The sequence below is a fragment of the Ferruginibacter sp. HRS2-29 genome, from assembly GCF_024343615.1.
Taxonomy (GTDB): domain Bacteria; phylum Bacteroidota; class Bacteroidia; order Chitinophagales; family Chitinophagaceae; genus Ferruginibacter.
In genome coordinates, this window is the sequence record NZ_RJUB01000007.1 from 52181 (window position 1) to 75778 (window position 23598).

The 23598-nt window shown below is 46.2% G+C and carries 20 protein-coding genes and 1 tRNA gene; 11 read left to right on the top strand and 10 right to left on the bottom strand.

Annotation, left to right across the window (positions count from 1 at the left end; all coding sequences use genetic code 11):
- The first annotated feature begins 53 nt into the window (after positions 1-53).
- Positions 54-1958 carry a TlpA disulfide reductase family protein gene (locus EGI32_RS04075; RefSeq protein WP_255154096.1) on the top strand — a complete coding sequence of 635 codons (1905 nt, stop codon included), beginning with the start codon at positions 54-56 and terminating at the stop codon, positions 1956-1958.
- Between the two features lie 437 nt (positions 1959-2395).
- The gene (gene uvrB / locus EGI32_RS04080) at positions 2396-4432 is read left to right on the top strand and encodes an excinuclease ABC subunit UvrB (protein ID WP_255154097.1); all 2037 of its coding nucleotides are present in this window, start codon (positions 2396-2398) and stop codon (positions 4430-4432) included.
- A gap of 89 nt (positions 4433-4521) precedes the next feature.
- On the opposite strand, the gene metH is transcribed toward uvrB, so the two are convergent.
- From metH to recR, 5 genes are all read right to left on the bottom strand, one after another.
- Positions 4522-7242 carry a methionine synthase gene (gene metH / locus EGI32_RS04085; RefSeq protein WP_255154098.1) on the bottom strand — a complete coding sequence of 907 codons (2721 nt, stop codon included), beginning with the start codon at positions 7240-7242 and terminating at the stop codon, positions 4522-4524.
- A 45-nt stretch (positions 7243-7287) separates the two neighbouring features.
- Complete coding sequence (locus tag EGI32_RS04090; protein ID WP_255154099.1) at positions 7288-7677, bottom strand: GxxExxY protein; 390 nt, start codon at positions 7675-7677, stop codon at positions 7288-7290.
- Positions 7678-7787: 110 nt separating this feature from the next.
- Positions 7788-8804 (bottom strand): homocysteine S-methyltransferase family protein, encoded by a 1017-nt coding sequence (locus EGI32_RS04095; RefSeq protein WP_255154100.1) that lies wholly within the window; start codon positions 8802-8804, stop codon positions 7788-7790.
- Positions 8805-9124: 320 nt separating this feature from the next.
- Positions 9125-9415: a hypothetical protein gene (locus EGI32_RS04100; RefSeq protein ID WP_255154101.1), complete on the bottom strand. Its 291-nt coding sequence runs from the start codon at positions 9413-9415 to the stop codon at positions 9125-9127.
- A gap of 130 nt (positions 9416-9545) precedes the next feature.
- A complete protein-coding gene (recR, locus tag EGI32_RS04105) occupies positions 9546-10166 on the bottom strand; it encodes a recombination mediator RecR (RefSeq protein WP_255154102.1) in 621 nt (206 codons plus the stop codon).
- A 176-nt stretch (positions 10167-10342) separates the two neighbouring features.
- On the opposite strand from recR, the gene EGI32_RS04110 reads away from it, so the two are divergent.
- From EGI32_RS04110 to EGI32_RS04125, 4 genes are all read left to right on the top strand, one after another.
- On the top strand, positions 10343-11305 hold the full coding sequence (locus EGI32_RS04110; RefSeq protein WP_255154103.1) for a YihY/virulence factor BrkB family protein: 963 nt from the start codon (positions 10343-10345) through the stop codon (positions 11303-11305).
- Between the two features lie 99 nt (positions 11306-11404).
- Positions 11405-12274 (top strand): SDR family oxidoreductase, encoded by an 870-nt coding sequence (locus EGI32_RS04115; protein ID WP_255154104.1) that lies wholly within the window; start codon positions 11405-11407, stop codon positions 12272-12274.
- Positions 12275-12363: 89 nt separating this feature from the next.
- The gene (locus EGI32_RS04120; RefSeq protein ID WP_255154105.1) at positions 12364-12855 is read left to right on the top strand and encodes a low affinity iron permease family protein; all 492 of its coding nucleotides are present in this window, start codon (positions 12364-12366) and stop codon (positions 12853-12855) included.
- 23 nt (positions 12856-12878) lie between these two features.
- Positions 12879-13094 (top strand): hypothetical protein, encoded by a 216-nt coding sequence (locus tag EGI32_RS04125; protein ID WP_255154106.1) that lies wholly within the window; start codon positions 12879-12881, stop codon positions 13092-13094.
- A gap of 78 nt (positions 13095-13172) precedes the next feature.
- Here the strand turns inward: EGI32_RS04125 and EGI32_RS04130 are convergent, their stop codons facing one another.
- Positions 13173-14564 (bottom strand): Ig-like domain-containing protein, encoded by a 1392-nt coding sequence (locus EGI32_RS04130; protein ID WP_255154107.1) that lies wholly within the window; start codon positions 14562-14564, stop codon positions 13173-13175.
- A gap of 190 nt (positions 14565-14754) precedes the next feature.
- Complete coding sequence (locus EGI32_RS04135) at positions 14755-17895, bottom strand: ATP-dependent DNA helicase (RefSeq protein WP_255154108.1); 3141 nt, start codon at positions 17893-17895, stop codon at positions 14755-14757.
- A gap of 108 nt (positions 17896-18003) precedes the next feature.
- Between EGI32_RS04135 and EGI32_RS04140 the strand changes: the two genes are divergently transcribed.
- On the top strand, positions 18004-18465 hold the full coding sequence (locus EGI32_RS04140) for an SRPBCC family protein (protein WP_255154109.1): 462 nt from the start codon (positions 18004-18006) through the stop codon (positions 18463-18465).
- Between the two features lie 270 nt (positions 18466-18735).
- On the opposite strand, the gene EGI32_RS04145 is transcribed toward EGI32_RS04140, so the two are convergent.
- On the bottom strand, positions 18736-19392 hold the full coding sequence (locus tag EGI32_RS04145) for a M48 family metallopeptidase (RefSeq protein WP_255154110.1): 657 nt from the start codon (positions 19390-19392) through the stop codon (positions 18736-18738).
- Positions 19393-19654: 262 nt separating this feature from the next.
- Between EGI32_RS04145 and EGI32_RS04150 the strand changes: the two genes are divergently transcribed.
- Positions 19655-20662, top strand: coding sequence for a bestrophin family protein (locus EGI32_RS04150; protein WP_255154111.1), 1008 nt, complete (start codon positions 19655-19657; stop codon positions 20660-20662).
- Positions 20663-20770: 108 nt separating this feature from the next.
- Positions 20771-20842 (top strand) — tRNA-Arg (locus tag EGI32_RS04155).
- 473 nt (positions 20843-21315) lie between these two features.
- Here EGI32_RS04155 and EGI32_RS04160 read toward each other — a convergent pair.
- Complete coding sequence (locus EGI32_RS04160; protein WP_255154112.1) at positions 21316-21822, bottom strand: hypothetical protein; 507 nt, start codon at positions 21820-21822, stop codon at positions 21316-21318.
- Positions 21823-21845: 23 nt separating this feature from the next.
- On the bottom strand, positions 21846-22877 hold the full coding sequence (locus EGI32_RS04165) for an XRE family transcriptional regulator (RefSeq protein ID WP_255154113.1): 1032 nt from the start codon (positions 22875-22877) through the stop codon (positions 21846-21848).
- A 249-nt stretch (positions 22878-23126) separates the two neighbouring features.
- On the opposite strand from EGI32_RS04165, the gene EGI32_RS04170 reads away from it, so the two are divergent.
- Complete coding sequence (locus EGI32_RS04170) at positions 23127-23303, top strand: hypothetical protein (RefSeq protein WP_255154114.1); 177 nt, start codon at positions 23127-23129, stop codon at positions 23301-23303.
- Positions 23304-23376: 73 nt separating this feature from the next.
- Positions 23377-23538: a hypothetical protein gene (locus EGI32_RS04175; RefSeq protein ID WP_255154115.1), complete on the top strand. Its 162-nt coding sequence runs from the start codon at positions 23377-23379 to the stop codon at positions 23536-23538.
- Positions 23539-23598: the final 60 nt, after the last annotated feature.

Below are 23598 nucleotides of genomic sequence, written 5' to 3' on the forward strand. Positions count from 1 at the left end.
GCCAATGATTGGGTACGGATATTTTTTAAACTGAATTTTTAAACAACACTTCAATGAAAAGAACCATCTTGCTGCTAGCTTTCCTGGCAGGCGTCTTCCAATTATCTGCCCAGACAAATTTCACGGCGCTGAAAATTTCCCCGGCTTACCCCAGACAAAGCGGGAAAGTAAATTTCGAATACAACAAAAGTTATTCGCCGCTTATCAAGCAGGCAGGTGTGGAAGCAGTAGTATATCTCTTTGCTAAAAACGGCTCTTATAAACTGACAGAACCGGCTCTTGTTAAAAAAGGGAATCTTTACAGCGGTAATATTGCGCTGGATACCAATACAGTCGCCATCGCTTTCTCTTTCAGTTACGGCGAAGAAAAAGATGGCAATGGCAGCAAAGGATACATCGTGCCGGTGTATACAGACAAAAACGTACCCGTGAAAGAATATTATGCCGCTACCAGCAACCTCAACAATGGTATGGGGGAATATCTCCTGGGAATGTCGACTGATGCTGAAAGGTCATTGTCAATATTGGAAGAAGGGATCAAACAATACCCTGAACTGAAATCCGAACCGTCTTTTTTCAGCACTTATCTTAATGTGATCAACCGTGCAAAAAAGAAAGAAGCAGTTCCCATCATCTATGCTGAACTGGCGGCGTTCGAAGCCAAAGGCAACTTGTCTGAAAATGCTTACAATGTATTGATACAGGCCTATGCCCGCGACAAGAAAAAAGAAAAAGTGGATAGCCTTGTAGCTGCAAGAAATGCCGCTTTCCCTAACGGTGATTGGGTGAAGAATGAAGCAGGAGCAGCTTTCAGCAAGGAAAAAGATCCGGCAAAAAAACTGGAATTGTTCAACGCATACCTGGCGAAATATCCGGATGCCAATAAAGACCTTGTCGACAACTACAGGTCGCAGCTGGCCAACGCGTATGCTAAAGCAAAAAACTTTACCGCTTACAACGAGTGGAATAATAAGATCACTAAAAAATCAATCGCTGCATCCAACAATAACAGCCTCGGCTGGAATATGGCAGAAGCAGATGATAATGTACCGGAAGCAAAAAAAATGTCAGCAGCAGCAACTGCTTATGCAAAAAATGAAATGCTTAAACCAACGGACAAAAAACCCGATTTCTATACTAAAAAGCAATGGGATAAACAGCGCAGATCCACGTACGCGATGTATGGCGATACGTATGCCTATATCCTTTACAAAGAAGGTAATTATAAAGAAGGCTTTACTTATGCAAAAGATGCTGCCACCATCAACGATCTGAAAGATGCTGAATTGAATGAGCGTTATGCATTACTGGCAGAAAAAGTGTTGCCTCCGGCAGAATCAAAAAAACTGATCGAAAAATTTGTAAAAGAGGGAGTGGCTACTTCAAAAGTAAAAGAATCATTGAAGACCCTGTATACTGCTGAAAAGAAAAGTGATGCCGGTTTTGATGCTTACCTGGCTGCTTTGGAAGCTACGGCAAAAGTGAAGAAAAGGCAAGAGATCGCTAAAACAATGATCAGCGATGCCGCCCCTAAATTCTCCCTCAAAGATTTTGATGGTAAAACAGTCTCTCTCGACGACCTGAAAGGAAAGATCGTGATAGTAGACTTCTGGGCTACCTGGTGCGGTCCTTGCATCGCTTCCATGCCGGGCATGAACAAGGCCCTGGCAAAATACAAAGACAATGAAAATGTAAAATTCCTGTTCGTAGATACCTGGGAAAATGTAGATAACAAACTGGAAAACGCGAAGGACTTCATGGCAAAGAAAAATTATCCTTTTCATGTATTGATGGATACGGAAGATAAAGTGGTGACCGATTTCAAAGTAAGCGGTATCCCTACAAAATTCATTATCGACAAAGAAGGCAAAGTGCGGTTTAAAGCAGTTGGCTTCAACGGGAATGAGGATGAACTGGTAGAAGAATTATCTACGATGATCGAACTGGCAGGAAGCTAAAGATCTCTGTTAAAGAATAAAGCCCCGGTACCAAAAGTATCGGGGCTTTTAGATTGGAAGGAGGGATCACAGATTTGAAAGGGATGAAGGGGATTGCACAGATTATTTTCACTTCGTGAAAACTGAAATGCAGGTTACATTAAATTGACTTCAGTGAATAAGTTGTTATACTTATAAACTGCATTTCGGTTTTCGGGTCATTTCATTCCAGTTCTCCTGGCAGGGTTCAGGAATTGCAAGTTGAAGTTGGATCATAGCAGTCAGGTTTTCGGGTGAATATGTAACGTATAAATATGTGTTATGTATTGGATGACAAGAAAAAATAAAAATATGTTGCATAAGTTGACAACTGCCACCAGTTGTCAACTCGGTAGAGTAGTCAACTCAAAACATACCGGAAGCAAAATCGCCGACTTTATTCTTAACTTTACACACTTATGCCATTCAAATTACACTCCTCCTATACACCCGCCGGCGATCAGCCCGCCGCCATCGCACAACTGACCGAAGGGATACTCAACGGCGAAAGACATCAGACCTTGCTGGGCGTTACCGGAAGCGGTAAAACCTTCACCATGGCCAACGTGATACAGAATGTACAAAGGCCCACACTTGTGCTTACGCACAATAAGACTCTGGTGGCGCAATTATACGGTGAGTTCAAACAATTTTTCCCTGATAATGCAGTGGGTTACTTCGTTTCTTACTACGATTATTACCAGCCTGAAGCCTATATGCCTGTCAGCAATACCTACATCGAAAAAGACCTCAGCATCAACGAAGAGCTGGATAAACTTCGCCTGCAGGCTACGGCACAATTGCTCAGCGGCCGCCGCGACATCATCGTTGTGGCAAGTGTGAGCTGCATCTACGGTATGGGAAACCCTGCGGAATATGAGAACGGCATCATCCGTATCCACCAGGGGCAGGTGATCTCCCGCCAGGGATTTTTGCATGCACTGGTAAATTCATTGTACCAACGCAGCCAGGGAGATTTTACCAGGGGAACTTTCCGGGTGAAAGGCGATACGATCGACATCAATCTTCCGTATGTGGATTTTGGTTACCGGGTAAGCTTTTTCGGCGATGAGATCGAAAGCATAGAAACGCTGGAACTTACTACCGGCAAGCGTATCAGTACTGTGGAAAATGCGGCGATCTTTCCGGCCACCTTATATCTTGCGCCAAAAGATATGCTGGCACAGGTGATCGGTGAGATACAGGATGAATGTGCCGCACAGGTCACTTATTTCAAGAACAGCGGAAAATTCATTGAAGCGCAACGCATCGAAGAACGTGTGAATTACGATCTTGAAATGATCCGTGAGTTAGGTTACTGCAATGGCATTGAAAATTACTCCCGCTTTTTTGACCGTCGTTCGCCCGGCGCCCGCCCATTCTGTCTTTTGGATTATTTTCCCAAAGATTTTTTATGCATCATCGATGAAAGCCATCAGACCATTCCGCAGGTGAGCGGCATGTATGGCGGCGACAGAAGCCGAAAACTGGTACTCGTAGATTATGGTTTCCGCCTTCCATCGGCAATGGATAACCGTCCGCAGAATTTTCATGAGTTTGAAAACCTTGTCAACCAGACCGTGTATGTGTCGGCTACGCCGGGCGAATACGAACTCGAAAAAAGCGAAGGGGTGGTGGTAGAACAGGTAGTAAGGCCAACGGGATTGCTTGATCCGCCGATAGAGATCCGCCCTTCCATCAACCAGATAGACGACCTGCTGGAAGCCATAGACGAAAGAGTGAAACAAGGCGATCGTGTGCTGGTGACAACCCTTACAAAACGTATGGCGGAAGAAATGGATAAATACCTTCACCGCATCGATATAAAAAGTAAATACATCCACAGCGAAGTGGATACGCTCGAACGGGTGGAGATCTTACGCGAACTCCGCCTCGGCATCATCGATGTGCTGGTGGGCGTGAACCTGCTGAGGGAAGGGCTCGATCTGCCCGAAGTATCACTGGTGGCAATACTGGATGCCGACAAGGAAGGGTTTCTTCGTAATGAAAGAAGCCTTACGCAGACCGCAGGAAGGGCAGCCCGAAATGTAAATGGACTGGTAATATTTTATGCAGATAAAATGACGGAGAGTATGCAAAAAACAATTGATGAAACAACCCGCCGCCGCGAAAAACAAATAGCATACAACATTGAACATAATATTACCCCGACCACCATCATCAAAACAAAAGAACAGGTTTTTGCCCAGGGCAGTGTGCTCGATGTAAAAGGGTACGACCCCAGCAATCCGTATGCGTTGCAGGGCGATGAAGACATCATCAAAGTGGCAGCAGAAGAACAGGAAACTTATAAGACCATTCCACAGATGGAGAAGGCGATAGCCCGTGTGAAAAAAGAAATGGAAAAAGCGGCGAAGGATCTCGATTTCATGGAAGCGGCGAGGTTGCGAGATGAAATGTTCAAGATGAAAAAGGAACTGGAGGAAATGAAATGATTTTTAATTAGTACAGTCATTGCGAGCCAGGCGAGGCATTTCCTGAAAAGGTTACATACCAGGAGGTTGCCTCGTTTGGCCAGCAACGACTACTCCAGTATCGGTCTCAACCACCTCGTTACCTCTTCCAATGGCATTCCTTTTCTTTCGGTATAATCTTCCAGCTGATCTTTTTCTATTTTACCCACACCAAAATATTTACTTTCAGGGTGCGCAAAATACCATCCGCAAACGGAAGATGCCGGATACATCGCCAGTGATTCTGTAAGATGGATACCGGTGGCTTCTTCGCCGCCGAGCAGTTCAAAGAGTTTGTATTTTTCCGTATGGTCCGGGCAGGCGGGATAACCCGGCGCCGGGCGGATGCCTTGATATTCTTCTTTGATCAACTGCTCATTGTCGAGGTGTTCATCCGTTACATACCCCCACAATTCCGTACGTGTCTTTTTGTGCAGCAGCTCCGCAAAAGCCTCTGCCAGCCTGTCGGCCAGCGCCTGCAAGGTGATCTTGCTGTAATCATCCAGCGCTTGCTCAAAACGTTTGATATGCGGTTCTATTCCATGTATGGTAACGGAGAAAGCCCCCAGGTGATCCTGTGCCGGATGGCCTTCGGGTGCTATGAAATCAGCCAGGCTGAGATTGGGTTGACCGGCCGCTTTTTTAATCTGCTGGCGCAAAAATTCCAGCTTCTGTATCTTTCCGTCATCGTGTACATGCACCGAATCGGCAGCCACTTTATTGGCTTCCCAGAAACCAACCACACCCTGTGCTGTGAGCCATTTTTCGTCGATGATCTTCTTCAGTAATTTCTGCGCATCGTTGTAGAGATTGGTCGCTTCCTTACCCACCACTTCATCGGTCAGTATCGCCGGAAATTTTCCGTGTAATTCCCATGCGATGAAAAACGGTTGCCAGTCGATGAACTCCGCGATCTCATCCAGCGGATAATCATTGAATACTTTCGTGCCGGTAAAAGCTGGCTTCACCGGTTTAAATTCTTCCCAGGCAATAGCCGCAGGATTTTGCTGTGCTTCCGCAAATGTGAGGTATTGCTTGGCTGATTTTTTATTACCAAAATCAGTTTTCAGTTTTTCGTATTCTTTTTTGATGCCTTCGAGGAAGGGGCCTTTCGTTTCTTTATTGAGCAAACTACCGGCCACGGTTACACTACGGCTGGCATCGAGTACATGCACTACGCCATTTTCATATTCCGGGGCAATTTTTACGGCGGTATGCATACGGCTGGTGGTAGCGCCGCCGATCAGCAGCGGAAGGTCCATCTGCTGGCGTGCCATTTCGCGGCCTATGTATACCATCTCATCAAGAGAAGGCGTGATCAGGCCGCTGAGGCCGATGATATCTACATTATGTTTTTTCGCTTCCGATAAGATCTTATCCGCGGGTACCATCACCCCAAGATCAATGATGTCGTATCCATTACAACCCAGCACCACACCCACGATATTTTTGCCGATATCATGCACATCGCCTTTTACGGTTGCCAGCAGGATCTTTGCGGCGCCGGCGCCTTCTTCATTTACTGTGCCTGCGGCGATATGCGCCAAACGTTTGTCTTCTTTTTCCTGCTCAATGTAAGGCGTCAAAACAGCTACAGCTTTTTTCATCACCCGGGCACTTTTTACCACCTGTGGCAAAAACATTTTTCCTGCACCAAAAAGATCCCCCACAATATTCATCCCATCCATCAGCGGCCCTTCTATCACGTCGAGCGGCTTGGGATATTTTTGCCGGGCTTCTTCGGTATCCTGGTCGATGTAGTCTGTAATGCCATTCACCAAAGAATGCGCCATGCGTTTTTCTACGGCTTCCAGTCTCCAGCTTTCGTCTTTTACAATTTCTTTTCCTTTGGCTTTTACGGTTTCAGCAAACTGGATAAGTTTTTCGGTAGCGCCATTGTCATCATTGTTCCGGTTGAGGATCACATCTTCACACAGCGCTTTCAGCGTGGGTTCTATCTCATCGTATACCACCAGCTGTCCGGCATTCACGATGCCCATATCCATACCCGCGGCAATGGCGTAATACAGAAACACGCTGTGGATGGCTTCCCTCACGTGATCATTACCACGGAAAGAAAAAGAGACGTTGCTTACACCACCGCTCACTTTTGCCAGCGGCATCAGCCTTTTGATCTCACGGGTACCTTCGATGAAATCAACAGCATAATTATTATGCTCTTCAATACCGGTCGCTATCGCGAAAATGTTGGGATCGAAAATGATATCCTGCGGATCGTAGCCAACCTGTTCGGTGAGGATCTTATAAGCCCGGTGACAGATCTCCACTTTTCGGTCCTTGGTATCGGCCTGTCCTACTTCATCGAAAGCCATTACGATCACGGAAGCGCCATAACTTTTACAGATGAAGGCCTGTTCGATGAATTTTTCTTCTCCTTCTTTCATGGAGATGGAGTTCACGATACACTTTCCCTGCACGCATTTTAGTCCGGCTTCAATGATCGCGAACTTGCTGCTGTCGATCATGATGGGTATCCTGGCGATGTCTGGTTCGGCCTGTACCAGGTTGAGGAAAGTGGTCATGGCTTCCACGCCTTCCAGCATGGCATCATCCATGTTTACGTCAATTACCTGCGCCCCGCTTTCTACCTGCTGGCGGGCTACGGAGAGGGCTTCTTCGTATTGGCCGTCGCGGATGAGGCGGGCGAATTTTTTACTACCGGTAACGTTGGTACGTTCACCTACGTTGATGAAATTTGTCTCCGGCCGCACGATGAGCGGCTCGAGTCCGCTGAGGCGGAGATAAGGTTTTATATGTGTAATGTCACTCATGTTTTTAACCACAAAGGCGCAAAGAGCACCAAGTTCACTAAGTTTTTAATTTATAATTCTGCTTATTCCATCCTTCATTAAAGGGACATGAAAGTTTATTAAAAATCCTAAACGTTTATCAGATAGCTTCATATAACTTAATAACTGGGCTTTCCATAAACTATTAAATTTTTCCTGCGCTTTAAATTCAATTATTATCCGGTCTTCTACCAAACAATCTAAACGAAGGCCACTATCGATTTCCATTTCTTTATAAATTATTGGAACATGTGCTTCATTTATAAAATTTATTTCTCTTTCACGAAGCTCGTAATAGAAACATTTTTTATAAACAGACTCCAATAATCCCGGGCCTAACTGTTTATGAATATGGATTGCTATGTCAACGATCTGACTTGCCAACCATTCTTCTCCCTCTTCAATTAACTGATACATTCTTTGTGTTTCTTTGTTTCTTGGTGACTTTGTGGTTAAAAAAATAACACACAAATAAACATCAAAAAACTCAGTGCTCCTCTGTGAAAAACCTCCCCAAACTCTGTGATTTACACCAGTTCTTTCTCCAGCACAGGCAATGCCCTTGGTGCAAACTTCGCCACTTCCTGTGCAATATGTTTTATATGATCCGGTGTGGTACCGCAGCATCCGCCTACAATATTGAGCCAGCCGTTGGCAGCCCATTCTTCAATGATATGTGCCGTTTCATGCGGTTGTTCGTCGTACTCTCCAAAGGCATTGGGTAATCCAGCATTCGGATACGCAGATGTAAAGCAACCGGCGATAGAGCTCAGCTCTTCAATATGCGGACGCATTTCCTGGGCACCAAGGGCGCAATTGAGGCCCACGCTCAATGGATTGGCGTGCATCACCGATACATAAAAAGCTTCCAGCGTTTGTCCGCTGAGCGTACGCCCGCTGGCATCGGTGATCGTTCCGCTGATCATTACCGGCAATTCCGGCAGGTTACGTTCTTTGAAAAAATGACGGATGGCGTAGATGGCCGCTTTGGCGTTGAGGGTATCAAAAATGGTTTCGATCAGTAAAATGTCGACACCGCCATCTACCAGCCCTTTGATCTGTTCGGTGTAAGCTGCTGCCACTTCATCAAAGGTAACGGCGCGAAAACCGGGGTTGTTTACGTCGGGCGACAGGCTCAATGTCTTGTTCAGCGGCCCGATAGCGCCGGCCACATAACGGGGCTTCGAAGGGTCTTTGGCAGTATATTCATCCGCGGCTTCGCGGGCACATTTTGCCGAAGCAACATTGAGCTCGTATGCCAGTGATTGCATATCGTAATCCGCCTGCGCAATGGAAGTGCTGCTGAAAGTGTTGGTTTCAATGATATCCGCGCCTGCTTCCAGGTATTGTTTATGAATGCCGGTAATGATCTGCGGCTCGGTGATGCTCAGCAGGTCGTTATTGCCTTTCACATCGGTGTGCCAGTCTTTGAAACGTTCGCCACGGTAGTCCGCTTCTTCCAGCTTGTGTCGCTGGATCATGGTACCCATGGCGCCATCGATGATAAGAATGCGTTTTTTTAATTCGTCTTTGATAGTTGACATATATCCTCCTTTTATTTGCTGCGAAGCATACGCCTGCATACAAAATTTTTAACTGCTACAGTAATTACCGGTGAACTATTAACGAAGGACAAATCCTGGTGGGTGTGGGGAGATGGGCTCGTTTATTAGTTCAATGGAAACATTCCGCAAGGGGTGAACAATAAACAAATCCGCCCTTGCAGGGGCAAAGTTAGGGGATTTACGCAAAGCCGCAAAGGGGTGCAGTCTGGATTTTAAAAAACCACAGGCGCGCAGATTCCGGGTTTTGAAAATAGCTGTGCAGCTGTGGCGTGGCTTTATGGCTATCCCCGATTATAGGGTCAATAGATCCTGGCCCCGGAAAACACGGTATTGCCGGAGGCCGCTCTGCCTGATAGCGTGAGGCTGGAAGTGAAAGAATGCCCTGCTTCCATGGTGATGACGTCGCCGGCATTGCATGACGAAGGGGATGATGTAGCGAAAGTATAAAAGCCAAGCCTGGCATAAATACTGCTGCCGTCGGAACTGCCTTGCGTTACATGCGTACCGATGGCACCTGTGTAAAATTGGTTGTTGCGGAAATAGAGGCGTGTCTTTGCACTATCCAGCGGCAGCGATGAATTGGTCAGCATGGCCACATTGCTATCAGCAGATCTTTCTCAACGAACGATTATAAATTTTTGTGGAAATACCCAATCTTTCAGGGAGTGCCCGGCAAATTTATACCAGATGAGTAAGATAAAGCATGCCCTATTTGGAGTATTAATGGCTTGAAATATAGTGCTCTACGGATATGCGGTTGCTGATACTTTTGGCCAGCGTCATTTCATCGGCGTACTCCAGTTCGCCGCCAAAAGCGATCCCCCGGGCGATGGTAGTGATCTTTACTTTTACGTCCTTAAGCTTGCGGGCAATGTAATAAATAGTGGTATCTCCCTGTATGTTAGGGTTTAATGCAAAGATGACTTCCTGTATATCTTCATTTTTGATTCGATACACGAGGTCTTCAATGGTCAGTTGTTCCGGCCCGATACCGTCGAGCGGGGAAATGATTCCACCCAACACATGATAAATCCCGTTGAATTGCTGCGTGCTTTCGATGGCGATCACATCGCGGATATTTTCCACCACGCAGATAGTATGTTGCTGCCGCAGGGTATTGGTGCAGATATTACACATTTCCTTATCGGAAATATTGTGACAGCGGATGCAGAATTTTATTTCGCTCCGCATTTTGGCTACCGTGCTGCTGAAAAGGGCTACATCCGTTTCTGGTTGCTTCAGCAGGTGCAAAACCAGGCGCAAAGCGGTCTTTTTGCCGATGCCGGGCAATTTAGCAAACTCATTCACCGCATTTTCAAGGAGAGAAGAAGAGAAGAACATGGCGCAAAATTAGAACATAATTAATAATGATGGCCCCCTAAATCCCCCAAGGGGGACTTTTGCCCTTCTTAAATAAGAGGTAACTTATGATTGTGTAACGTTCGCAAGTCCCCCTTGGGGGATTTAGGGGGCTTTTTGGTTGCAGATTTGTATTACTTCGACAAAAACAGAAGTCTATGGCCACGAAGATCACGGTGAAAGGGATATGGGAGGTATTGAAAAACGCGTTCAAAGGTTTTGGTGAGGATAAAGTGACCAAGCTCAGCGGATCGCTGGCGTATGCCACTATTTTCTCGATGGCCCCATTGCTGGTGGTGATCATTTCGCTCTGCAGCATCTTCCTCGGCAAGGATGCGGTGGAAGGAAAAGTATATGGCGAACTGATCGGTTTTGTGGGGGCCGAAACTGCCACTCAACTACAGGAGATCATCCGCAATGCATCGCTGGCAGGCAAAAGTAATACCGCAGCCATCATCGGCGTGGTTACGCTGGTAGTAGGTGCCACTACCATTTTTGCCGAGATACAGGATTCTATCAATACCATCTGGGGCATCAAGCCAAAGCCCAAGCGTGGCTGGCTCAAATTGCTCCGCAACCGTTTCCTTTCCTTTTCAGTCATCATCAGCCTGGGGTTCTTGTTGCTGGTTTCGCTGGGCATCAATTATGTCATCGATGGGTTCAGCAAACGGCTGATCGAGCGGTTCCCGGATATTGCCGTTACGGTATTTTATATCGTCAATGTCATCATCAGTTTTGTGGTCATCAGCCTGTTGTTCGGGGTTATTTTCCGGCTGCTGCCCGATGCGGATATCAAATGGAAAGATGTACGTTCGGGCGCTATCGCCACGGCGATATTGTTCATGGTGGGTAAATTTGCCATTTCGTTTTACATCACCACCACCAAAGTGGGCAGTACCTACGGGGCCGCGGGCTCCATCATCATCCTGCTGGTATGGATCTATTATTCTTCCATCATACTTTATTTCGGTGCAGAATTTACCAAGGCCTGGGCGGTAAAATACGGCTCGGCCATTTATCCTAACCATTACGCGGTTACCACGCGGCTGGTGGAAGTGGAAATGCCGGGAGAGGCAGTGGATACCAATGCGAAGGAAGTGGTGAAGAAACCGGAACCGTGAAGAAAATTAAGAATTAAGAATTAAGAATGCGGGGACAAGCCGCTCTTTCCGGCAAAAAAAAAGGCACAATAATTTCATTTTATTCATAAAAAAAAACTCATGCAGAAAGCCGCTCCCAAAAAACCGATCCGAAGGCCACAGCATCAGCAACGTCCGGGCCTGGAATATAAAATGGATCCTGTACCCCAGACAGTTCCTGCCGATTTGCGGGTTCCCGGAAAACTTAATGGAAAAGTCGCGCTGATCACCGGTGGCGATAGTGGCATCGGTAAAGCTGTTGCGTTATTGTTTGCAAAAGAAGGTGCCGACATCATCATCGCATACCTCAATGAACACGAGGATGCCGCCGAAGTACAACGATCTGTGGAAGAAAAATACCACCGCAACTGCATGTTGATATCTGGCGATCTTTCGAAGGAAAATTTTTGTAAAAAAGTGATCAGCACCGTTTCAAAAAAGTATAAACAAATTGATGTGCTGGTCAATAATGCGGCCATCCATTATGAAAGCAAATCGCTGGAAGACATTTCTTCGGAGCAACTGATCAAAACATTTTCAACCAACATATTTTCCATGTTCTGGCTTTCCAAAGCGGCCTTGCCTTATATGAAAAAAGGGAGCAGTATCATCAATACCACATCGGTTACAGCCTACCGCGGAAGCCCGGAACTGATGGATTATGCTTCTACAAAAGGAGCCATCGTTTCTTTTACCAGGAGTTTATCCGGAAACCTTATCGACAAAGGTATCCGGGTGAATGCGGTGGCGCCGGGCCCGATATGGAGCCCTTTGATCGCATCCAGCTTTGCGGCAAAAAAAGTAGCCAAACATGGAAGCGATTCTCCCATGAAACGGGCAGGGGAACCGGTGGAAGTGGCGCCCAGCTACCTTTTTCTTGCCAGCAGCGATTCGTCTTATATTACAGGGCAGGTACTACACCCGAATGGAGGGGAAATTGTAAATGGATAATCCATTCAATTAAGAATTAAGAATTAAGAATGTCGGAACGTGCATGAGGCGCGTTCGTTTGTTCGGGAAACCTTTAATAATAGTTTATCATGAAAAAGAAAAATGTAACCCAGGAAAAAAGTTTTTTCGAAAAATTTTCTGCAAAAGCCACCTCCATTGCCGGCAGTACCTTTGGTTTTTTCGGGGCACTTAGCATTGTGGTGTTATGGGCTGTTTGCGGCCCGGTCTTTCACTACTCCGAAACCTGGCAACTGGTGATCAATACCGGTACCACCATCATCACTTTCCTCATGGTGTTCCTCATACAGAAATCGCAGAACAAAGAGTCGCTTGCCATACAGCTCAAGCTGAATGAACTGGTAGCGTCGCATGAATTTGCCAGCAACCGGCTGGTGAATGTGGAGAACATGACGGAGGATGAACTGAAAGTGATCCGCAAATATTACAGCAGCCTGAGCGATCTTACCAAGGGCGAAGAAAGCCTGCAGCAATCACATTCCATCGATGAAGCGAAAGACAACCACGAACGAAAAAAAGTGATCGAAAGTTCAATTTCAAAAAAAACAACGAAACATCCATAATTTCACGCATCAAATCTTAAATCATGAAAATTGTCGGTATAGCATTGATCGCCATCAGCATCCTGATGTTGTTTTACAAAGGGTTCACAGTAACGCAGGAGAAAAAAGTGGCCGAAATAGGCCCTATCGAGATCAATAAAAAAGAAGAAAAATCAGTCGGCTGGCCGATTTACGCCGGCGGAGTGGCGATGGCTGCGGGAGTGTTTATATTACTTTCTGCAGGAAAGAAGAAATCTTAAGAATTACGAATGGACAATTACGAATTACGAATTTTAAGACGTGATCACATTCGTAATTCGTAATTGTCCATTCGTAATTTATAACTTGATCTCTCTCTCATTGTCCCAATTCGCTTTTATCCCCAATTTCTGCGGCAGCAGGATGGAAGTTTCGGGCTGCAATTTTTTGGAAAAATCTCCCGGATCCCATTTGCCATTTTTATTATCATCCAATAATATCCTGATGCCATAATCACCCGGGGGAAAAAGCTGGTTGCTCCATTCGGGCGAAGTGATGGGGTAGGAGTACTTCACTTCTTCGCCTTCCAGGAATTGCAGTACCGGATTTTTAGAAAGATCGAGGTTGGTAAAACGGATCACTATCCTGCCATAATCTTCGTTCTTTTTTGTAGCAAACCGGATCGTATCACTTTTAGCAAGTGTATTGCCCAGCGAATCTTTCGCGATATCCTTATCCACAAAAAGCACATAATCCGTTTCCGGTTTCCAGTTGGCAGCCAGGGATATTTTTGTGTCGGTACTGTCCAGCGAGAATTTCACACCGGCGATGCGGTTGTAATTGGTATCAGTGAGATAGATCTTTTGTTGGTCAACCGTTACAGGATTGTTGAAAGTGATCGTCAAAGGCGTCAGCAGGTCCTGCTTCGCGGGCTGCCCGGAGTAGCGGAGTTTTTTCTCCAGTTTTGGCTTGGGCGCAGCCCCTGTAGCGCCCACCGGCTTTGGTTTTTCCTGTTCGTAAGCATACAGGAGCACATTGGCCGAACTGTCGGCAACGGTTATTTCCTTATCGCCGGGTAAGAACCCGAACATTTCTGTTTTAGAATTATAGCTTTTATTTCCATCCCCGTCTTTCAATGCATATACCCTGAAATTTCCTTGGGGAAGGTATTTGAAATTGAATGTGCCTTCCGGGGTAACCCTTGCGATATAATCGGGGCGGCGTGTGGCTACAGACGAATCAACGGCATTGCGGTAAAGCAACACCAGGAGCGTACTATCCGTTTTGCCCGTTTCGGCAAGCACCACTTTTCCGCGGAGTTGCAGCGAATCGATCTTATCGCCGGTAGAAAAAACATAGGTGAAATCGCGGTAAATATTTCCTTCATTCACATCTTTGATGCTGTTGCCAAAGTTGATGCTGTAGGTTGTATTGGGCAGGAGCGAATCTTTGAGCCGTACGGTTACTGTTTTCAGGTTGAAGCGTATTTCCGGGTTTCCTTTTGGAACGGGGGTAACGATCACATTTTTGAACGGGTCTTCTACTTCCACGTATTCGTTGAATGTAAGGCTGATCTTTTTTTCCTGCGCATTGGTAGCTTTATTATCAGGACTGGCTCTCACCAGCACCGGTGCCAGCGAATCCTTAAGGCCGCCGGTGGGCATGCCTATCTGCGCACATCCGCTGTTGGTAACACTGAGGCTGTATAACGAAAGGGCAATAGCTATGAAAACTATTAACTTATGCTTCATGAATGAGGTGGTAATTTTTGCGTGAAGATAATGAATAAAAAGCCCAAGGCCCTAAATCCTGCGTGATAGGGCCCCCTAAATCCCCCAAGGGGGACTTTGACCGAAGCGAAGATCATGAGAAAATTAAAAGCTGCGGAATTTTGTTACATTCCTCGCTACGTTGAAACTCCCCCTTGGGGGATTGAGGGGGCTATTCTTCCTCCTCCAAGTCGTGCAGTTCCACCGCCAGTTTATTGTCTTTTACAAAATTGCACCAACGGCAATCTTCCTTGCCGCAGCCGGTGTAAAATTCCCGGTCCTGGATCTTGCGCCAGGTATCGGTGATCTGTTGTTTTACGGTTTCGGTATCCGATGGAGTGATCACGATCTTTTCCTTTCTATATTCTTTTTTCTTGTCGGGTTCTATAAAATCGAATTCGGTGCTGATCACATTCCAATCCTTTTGTTCGTAATTGTCAATGAGTATCTTATAGAAAACAGCCTGACGCCAGTAATCACCGCCATTGGGCTCCTTATCATGCGGAGGCTTCAATTTTGGTAAAGCATTGTCAATATTGCCGCTTTTATAATCCACCACATTTACATCTTTTCCGTCAAATTCCAGCTTGTCGAGTTTGCCTTTTAACGGCACGTTGTTTACCACCACGCCCCGTATATTGCGTTCTACAGCCACCACTTTATTCCAGGTGTTTACATATTTATCGTAATAATTGCGCAGCACTTCATCGCCATATTCCATGCGCCGGGCAAAGGCTTCGCGGGTGAAATTTTCGCGGTGCCTGTTCATGTACCATTTAAAATCGGCCACCATTTCTTCTTTTGGGGGAAACCTGTCTTTTTTGCCGTCCTGCATCTTGCGGAACAATTTTTCCACCGCATGGTGAATGGCGCTCCCAAACTCCGTAGCCTCATTTTTTCCCGAAGGGATACGGATGAGGTTTTTGTAATAAAAGCCCAGCGGGCAATCCAGGTAAGCGCTCAACGCGGTCACATTCATCACAAATTTTTCGAGCAGGCCTGTGATGAAATCTTCTTCCGAGCGCTGTATTTCCGGCGCCTGCGCCGTAAAATGCAACTGCTGGAAAAGCAGCATGTCTTCTTCGCTTGCCGTTATTTTCTGTATGTCGAGGTGATGTTGTTCCTGTATTTCGGCGATGAACATCGAGGGCTCCATTTCCTTGCCATCGTCTTTATATTTTGCATAAGAGATGTACAGGTATTTTTCCGCACGGGTAAGCGCTACATAAAAAAGCCTGCGTAGTTCTTCATCGTCGCCGGCCTTCGGCTGCGAAGCAAACATGGTGTCGGGCAATTTATAACCACCGGCGGGTTTGCGTTTCTTTTCCCACGAACCGGCATTTACCCCGGCAAAAAATACGTATTCAAATTCGAGCCCTTTGCTTCCATGCGCCGTCAGCAGGTTTACGCCTTTATCGCTACCCGATACCTGCAGCATGGGCAATGGAAGGTCTTCTTTTTCCATGAGGTCGATGATATCGATGAGGCCCTGCAACGTGAGGAACGGATTGCGGCTGGTTTCGTCTTTGATGAAATCAAACAAGGCCGTAAGCAGCTGCATCAGGGCTATCTTCTCATTGCTCTGCATGATGTAGGTGAGCACGCCCGCGTTGCGGATGATGTTTTCAAAAAGTTGCTGCAGGGTTACGTTAGACACATCGCCGATCAGCGTTTCCATCATGTTGCTGAAATTTTTCAGCTCGTCTTTCAATCCTGTATCAAAAAGATCTTTGGGCGGCGAAGCGGCTTTATCGGCCAGCAGCCTGCGGATGGAAGTGAGGTTGCCGTTGTAACGCTGGTTATTGACCTCCACCGTAAGCTTGGCGATATCGATCGGGAGGATATGATAAAAATCGTAATGCAGGATCTCGAACAGCATTTCATCGCCACCGTACGGAATGTCGTGCTCGGCATTGAGGTAACGCAGTATGTTGATCACTTTTTTGGCAAAGGGATGCTCCAGTATGTTCAGGCTGCGCTTGCTGAATACGGGGATATTTTTCAGCCGGAAATAAGTGGCCAGCGCTTCGCCATATTTATTTTCCTTGTAAATAACGGCGATCCTGCCGGGCGCTACCTGTTGCTGCAACAGCACTTCCACCCGTGAAGTGATATCGGCCATTTCATCTTTTACGGCATTGTATTCTGTGATCACAGGTTCATGCGTCAGCTCTTTCAATCCATCGCGGGAAGCCAGCAGTTCTTTGCTCAGGCCGGGGATCTGTTTTACCAGCCGCTCTTCATTGCGGTTGATGAGGGTTTTGGAAATATCCAGGATGGGTTGTGTGCTGCGGTAATTACTGGTGAGCACCACCGTCTTCAATTCCTGTGTATAATTATTGGCAAATGCCAGCATGTTCTCCACGTTGGCGCCCTGGAAGCGATAGATACTCTGATCGTCATCACCCACCACAAAAATATTCGGCTGGTCCCAGAAGCTGATGAGCAGCTGCACGATGCGGTTTTGCGTACCGCTGGTATCCTGGAACTCGTCGACTAAAATGTATTGAAATTTTTCCTGGTAATTGGAGAGCACATTCGGATTTTCTTCAAATACCCGGATCACCCAGTTGATCATATCATCAAAATCGTAGCGGTTGCGCTGGCGCATGAGTGCCTGGTAATTTTCAAATTCGTTGACGGCGCTGCGCAGGCGTTCGGCTTTTTCTTTTTCTTCTTCTATCTTATCCAGCTTGAGGTCGCCGGCATTGAACTGTTTGTATTTACGTTTGTAGGTGAATTCGTCGCGTAGCGGCAGATCGGCTACATACGCATCAATCTTTGCATTGATAAATTCCGGCGACCAGCCCTCTCTTTTCATGGAAGAAAAAAGCCCGCGAAGATTATTGATCTCGTAATACACATCGCCGCGGTAGCGCTTCAGCGGATGGTCTTTTTTGAAGGAGTCGATCAGTGTTTTGAAAAGCTGGATGTTTTCGAGTTCGGAGATGGCGTCCAGCGAATTTTTTTCAAACAACGAAAGGTTGTCCTGTATCACATCATTGCAAAAAGCATGAAAGGTGTAGATGTTTACTTTGTAGGCATCGGCACCTATGAACTGCTGCAGGCGGCGGCGCATGGCGATGGCGCCGGCATCGGTGTAAGTGAGGCAGAGGATATTTTCGGGCTGGGCATCGGTCTCCAGCAATATCTTACCGATGCGTGCGGCGAGTATCTGCGTTTTGCCCGTTCCCGGCCCTGCAATCACCATCACCGGCCCCTCGATGGTATCTACGGCTATGCGCTGCTGATCGTTGAGTTTGTTGTATTCTTCGGTGAATTTTTGCTGGAGAGATTGGCGGTAATTCTGCATTTATCAAAGATACTAAGAAGCCATAAACACTTCATCAATTGCCGCGGGCTTAAGCCCGCGGCAATTGATATCGAACAAAACCCTCTCCTTCCTTGTTTAACTTTCAATATGAGCAAAGTCTACTCTTTCAAAACCACGCAGATCATTCCTGCACCCCTCTCCGAAATATGGGATTTTTTCAGCAGCGCCGACAACCTCGAAGACATTACGCCAAAAGACATGGGCTTCCAGGTCATTTCCCGTTTCAGCGGCAATAAAATCTATGCGGGCCAGGTGATCGAATATACCGTGCGGCCCCTGCCGGGCATCCCGGTATATTGGATGACGGAGATCACGCACGTGGAAAAGCATAAATATTTTGTAGATGAACAACGCTTCGGGCCCTACAGCCTGTGGCACCACCAGCATCATTTCAAAGAAGTGGACGGTGGGGTGGAAATGACGGATATCGTGCATTACAAGATCCCCTATTGGTTTATCGGCGATATTGCCAATGCGCTTTTTGTAGAAAAAAAACTGAAAGGGATCTTTGATTTCAGAAAGAAGATCATTGCAGAAAGATGGACCTGACGAATAGGAGATGGGGGGATCGCAGATTACAAAGGGATGAAGGGGATCACAGATTTCAGAAGGATGAAGGGGATTGCACAGATTGTTTTTACTTCGTAAAAACGAAAATGCAGTTTATAAGGAATTGAATGACTATTAAAAGTTCAATATCTTATAAACTGCATTTTCATTTTGCGCCAGCAAAATAATCTGTGTAATCCTGTTATCCCTTTGAAATCTGTGATCTCCCCATTCGCTTCGATCACCATTCTTCATTTTTAATTCTTCATTCTACCCCGGCATCCGGGTGATATATTTCTCAATCTGTTTTATCTGATCTACAATTTGTGGTGTAGTAGCTTTAAAGCTTTTTGCTTTTTTGAAATATTCTTTTGCTGCACGAAATTCCCTTTTGTTCATCATGATGGAGCAAAGCTGCAGGTAAGCCGCCGCATTGTTTTCGCTGTCGGGCAGGCCGGCGCGGATGGCCTGGCGGATGTACGATTCGGCTTCCTTGATATTTCCTTTCTGCATCTGCAGCATACCCATCTGGAGTTTATTGGGGCCATCGGCAGCTTTGGTCAGCTGTCCGCCGCCCAGGGCGATGCTTTGTTTCATGTGTTTTTCGGCAGTGTCGTAGTCCTGGTCTACCATGGCAAGGTTGCCCTTGATGGTATAATAAACGGAGCGCATAGGCTTGATGAGCAGCTTGGGGAACATGATGCCATTCACCACTTTTTTAGCTTCTTCCATATCGCCTTCTTCCATGGCGGTCTGTATGAGGCGCATGGGGCCAAAGAGGAAATGCCCGGCCAGCAGCACCACGCCTACGAGGTACAGGATAAAGGAAGGCCAGAAACTTGTCTGGTAATTCACAAAAACGGCGGCTGCCAGGATAAATATCCCCAGCCACAAACGGTACTTGATCAAAGTATTCATCCACTTCATGATGTCGAAAAATTAGGGCGCAAAGATAGGCATTGCTTGCCGAGATACAAATAGTGTGATTTATGATCCTTCCGCCATCCCATTTACTGTCAGCCTGAGCTTGTCGAAGGCGGGTTAGATCTCCCCGCCTTCGACAAGCTCAGGCTGACAGTAAGGTTTAATGGTACATTGCTAACCTGGCGGCCGCCCGATTTAGCAAAAACCCATTTTTTAAATTGGCGGTAGATTTGCAAACCTTCTACCTTTATTAAAAATCAATTATATGTATACCGCACGTAAGTTATCACTCAAATTTGTGGTTCGTTTTGCCTGGAAGCCGTTGCTCATGTTTTCGGCCTATGCCATACTGGTGGTGGGGCTGTATGAGCTGGCCGGGTTCCATTTCCTGGCGCTGCCGTTTGTGCCTATCGGGTTGGTGGGCACGGCAGTGGCGTTTTATGTAGGGTTCAAAAACAACTCGTCGTACGAGCGGCTCTGGGAAGCCCGTAAGATCTGGGGCTCGCTGGTCAATATCAGCCGCAGCTTTACCGTGCTGCTGCTCGATTACCTGCAGCCCTGCGAAAGCATGACCGAGGAAGCCCTGCAGGAGCACAAGCGCATACTGGTGCACCGCCACCTGGCCTACATCAATGCCCTGCGCATACAGCTGAGGCAGCGCCAGATCTGGGAGATCAAGGACGACCCGTTTACCACCATCGTTACCGACGATACCCCGTTTGTAAACCAAAACCTGCTGCAGGAGATCAAGCATTACCTGCACTCCGATGAGGCCGAGCCGCTTTACAACCAGGGCAATACCGCCACGCATATTTTGCGCAAGCAAAACGAACACATCAACTTCCTGGCTTCCAAGGGCTGCATCGACAGCTACAAACAGGTGGCGCTGGGCAATAGTGTGGCCCAGCTGTACGATCAGCAGGGGGCCTGCGAGCGCATCAAATCGTACCCCTTTCCGCGGCAGTACGCCCACTTCAGCGAAACCTTTGTGTGGATGCTGGCGGCGGTGCTGCCCTTCGGCCTCATAGGCGAGCTGGCCAAATACGGCGGCGACAGCCTGGTATGGCTGGCCATACCCATGAGCGTGGTGATCTCCTGGATCTTTTACGTGATGGAACTCATTGGCGACCGCAGCGAAAACCCTTTCGAAAACGGGGTAAACGACATCCCCATGACGGCCATTTGCCGCACCATAGAGATAGACCTGCGGGAAATACTCGGCGAAAAAGAGATACCTGCCCGGGTGCAGCCGGTGAATAACATCATCATGTAGCAAAAAATAAAAATTGAAAACCTTTTTGGCAATTGCTTAAAAATTAAGCAAAAACCTTACTTTTGCCTCCCGAAATCGGCGAATAAGTCGATGGGTGAGTATCAAAACGGTCCCGTAGTTCAATGGATAGAATAGAAGTTTCCTAAACTTTAGATCCAAGTTCGATTCTTGGCGGGACCACAAAGCGAAGTAGCAATACTTCGCTTTTTTATTTGTCTCCTAGAGCCGTGGTTCAATGGATAGAATATCCCCACAGTACTGTGGGGACTAAACTTCAGATCCAAGTTCGATTCTTGGCGGGACCACAAAGCGAAGTAGGAATACTTCGCTTTTTTATTTGTCTCCAGAGCCGTGGTTCAATGGATAGAATATCCCCACAGTACTGTGGGGACTAAACTTTAGATGCAAGTTCGATTCTTGGCGGGACCACAAAATGAAACCTGCTTAACGCAGGTTTTTTCATTTTGCCCAAAGCACAGTTTTTAAATAGATGCTCGAATGCTGCTCCCGGCCTGCCGTGAATACTATAATAAACTTCATCAGTGAACTGGCTGGCGGGGATGCCACGCCGGGGCATTGCCAGAGTTGAAGTAGATATTGTTCCTGGTACAACAGCCACCAACCATGGCGATGTATTACAATCATACCAATAACTATCCTTGAGTTCCCCAATCTTTCAATCTATGGTCGCATTCTTTTTTTGGGAGGCGAGGGTTAATGCTGATTATTTTATTTAAAAAATCAATGGCTTCCGGTTTTTGTAAATGGCCCTGAAGGATCAACTCATCCATGATCCATAGGATACCACACACAGTAACCGCTTTGGCCTGCGCCACTGCCCTCAGATATTTATCGCCGCTGAGGAGAAAAGAATCCTCTTTTTGCGCAAAGTATAATGCCGACCAGTCCTGTTCCGACAAACGGGTATCTTCTAATGCCGCCAACTGAATTTCCAGTAACATTTCTTCCGATAAAGAAACAACTACAAACTTACCCGAATCGATGTGCGGCTGCAAGGCTGCTATTTGCTCCTCGTATAATTCGGCTAAAATAATATCGGTAGTAATAAAATTGTAATCAAGTGCCATACAATGACCGAACAGATCCGTTCGAACGAGATCTATCATAATGTTGGCATCCTGTATGGCAATTGTTTTCATAAGACATTAGTATGGGCAGATAGTTATTTGAGCGCATCAAATTCGTCCCTGAATGCCGCCAGCTTCTTGCCTGCAAGGTTCGCCGCTTTACTCATACTCACAATCTCTTCTGCAGCCAGGCGATACACAAGATGTTCAAAGCGATAGCTTTTTTCCCTCCCGGCAAATGAACCAAGCCCCTCTTCCTTTTTATTCTTCGCAATGGTTCTCCAGAATTTATTAAAGCCGGCATCGGAAATAATATGTTTAACTTTCATACGCATCACTATAGCCTGTATCGACACCCCAAACTGTTCTTTAATATTTACCAGTTCGCCCGGCGCTATATTGTTTCGCTTTTCTCCTACGAGTTTTTCGAGGCAATCATCGGGCAATAAAAGCGCTCCCGCAAAAGCATGGCAAATACGTTCCTTATCCGCGCCATCGGCTATGGTCAATACCAGGTGGCCCAGTTCATGCAGGCCGGTAAATCTTTTTCGTTCTACCGAATAATTTTTATTGATCACCACCACCGGTATCTTTCCCACATAAGTGCTCAGCCCGTCAAATTCATCGGGTGCCTCCAGCTCAATCACCCGTATACCATTTACTTCCAGCATTTCAATTACATTGGGTATCGGGTCGTAGCCCAGGTTCCACTTGTCTATCAGTTGAAGGGCGGCTGCTTCCACATCTTCCACTTCTTCAATTACCAGCTTTTTAACCGGATTGGCAAATACGGTGTTGATATTCAGTAACTGTTCTACCTCCAGGTAGCGTTCCAAAAAATCTTTCACCCTTTCTTTAATGCTTTCTTCTTCTTTAGCAGGCAATTTGTTTTTCCGGAATTCCACGGCGTCTAACACTATTTTGCTTTCTTTCAAAAAGTAGTCAGGCTTTACCTCCAATATCTTAGCCAGCGCAATGAGCACTTCACCGGTAGGTTTCATGTGTTCTTGCTCATATTTACTGATGGCTTGCCTGGAAATATTCATCGGTAAATTATCAGCCAGTTCCTGCAGGGACCAGCCTTTCATTTTACGGGCAGATTTGAGGCGTTCGGCGAAGGAGTACATATAGAAAAGTTGATTGGTTGACAAAAATACAATATTTATTTGGAATGTCAACCAAAATTTAGTATATTTGAGTATTGAAACTAAAAACCGAAGCACTGGAATAGGCTTCGGCGGTAAAGGAAAACTTTGGCAAGAGGTCCTTACCGTACAAATATACAGGTATATCTGTAAAATTGTATATGCTGTTCCTTGGGATTGTTGGCAGATGCCTCAATATAAAATTATCTGCCGGCTATAAAACAAATTATTATGGCAAAGAATGGAAAAGTTGGAGATGGCCACCGCAACGGGGCTGTTGACAAAAGGAGCCAGGTGTTAAATCCTAGAACAGACCTCTATGTAAAAAGAGATACAGAAACAGGTCGTTTTATGGATGTAAAAACAACTGGTGGTAAATTTAAGGGGGTAACCACAGAGAAAAACTAATTACCCAGAACAAAATACCTAAGCCACCCGGGTAAAAGAGGGTGGCATTTTTTTATTTTAAAATCTAACTTTTATGACAAAATCATTACGCTATTCAACAATTGACAAAGCTACAATATGCAGTGGAAACACCTGTATGACAGTATATGGAGAAACTGCAAGGGTTGTGCAGCAAATTGCATTGATGGCTGTTATCATTGCTGCGCTTACAATGATAGCAAAAGCTATCCGCTAAATCAAATAGCCTTGGCTGAAAAGTGCAGGGTATCCGCAGGTACCGGATCCAAAATTGTAA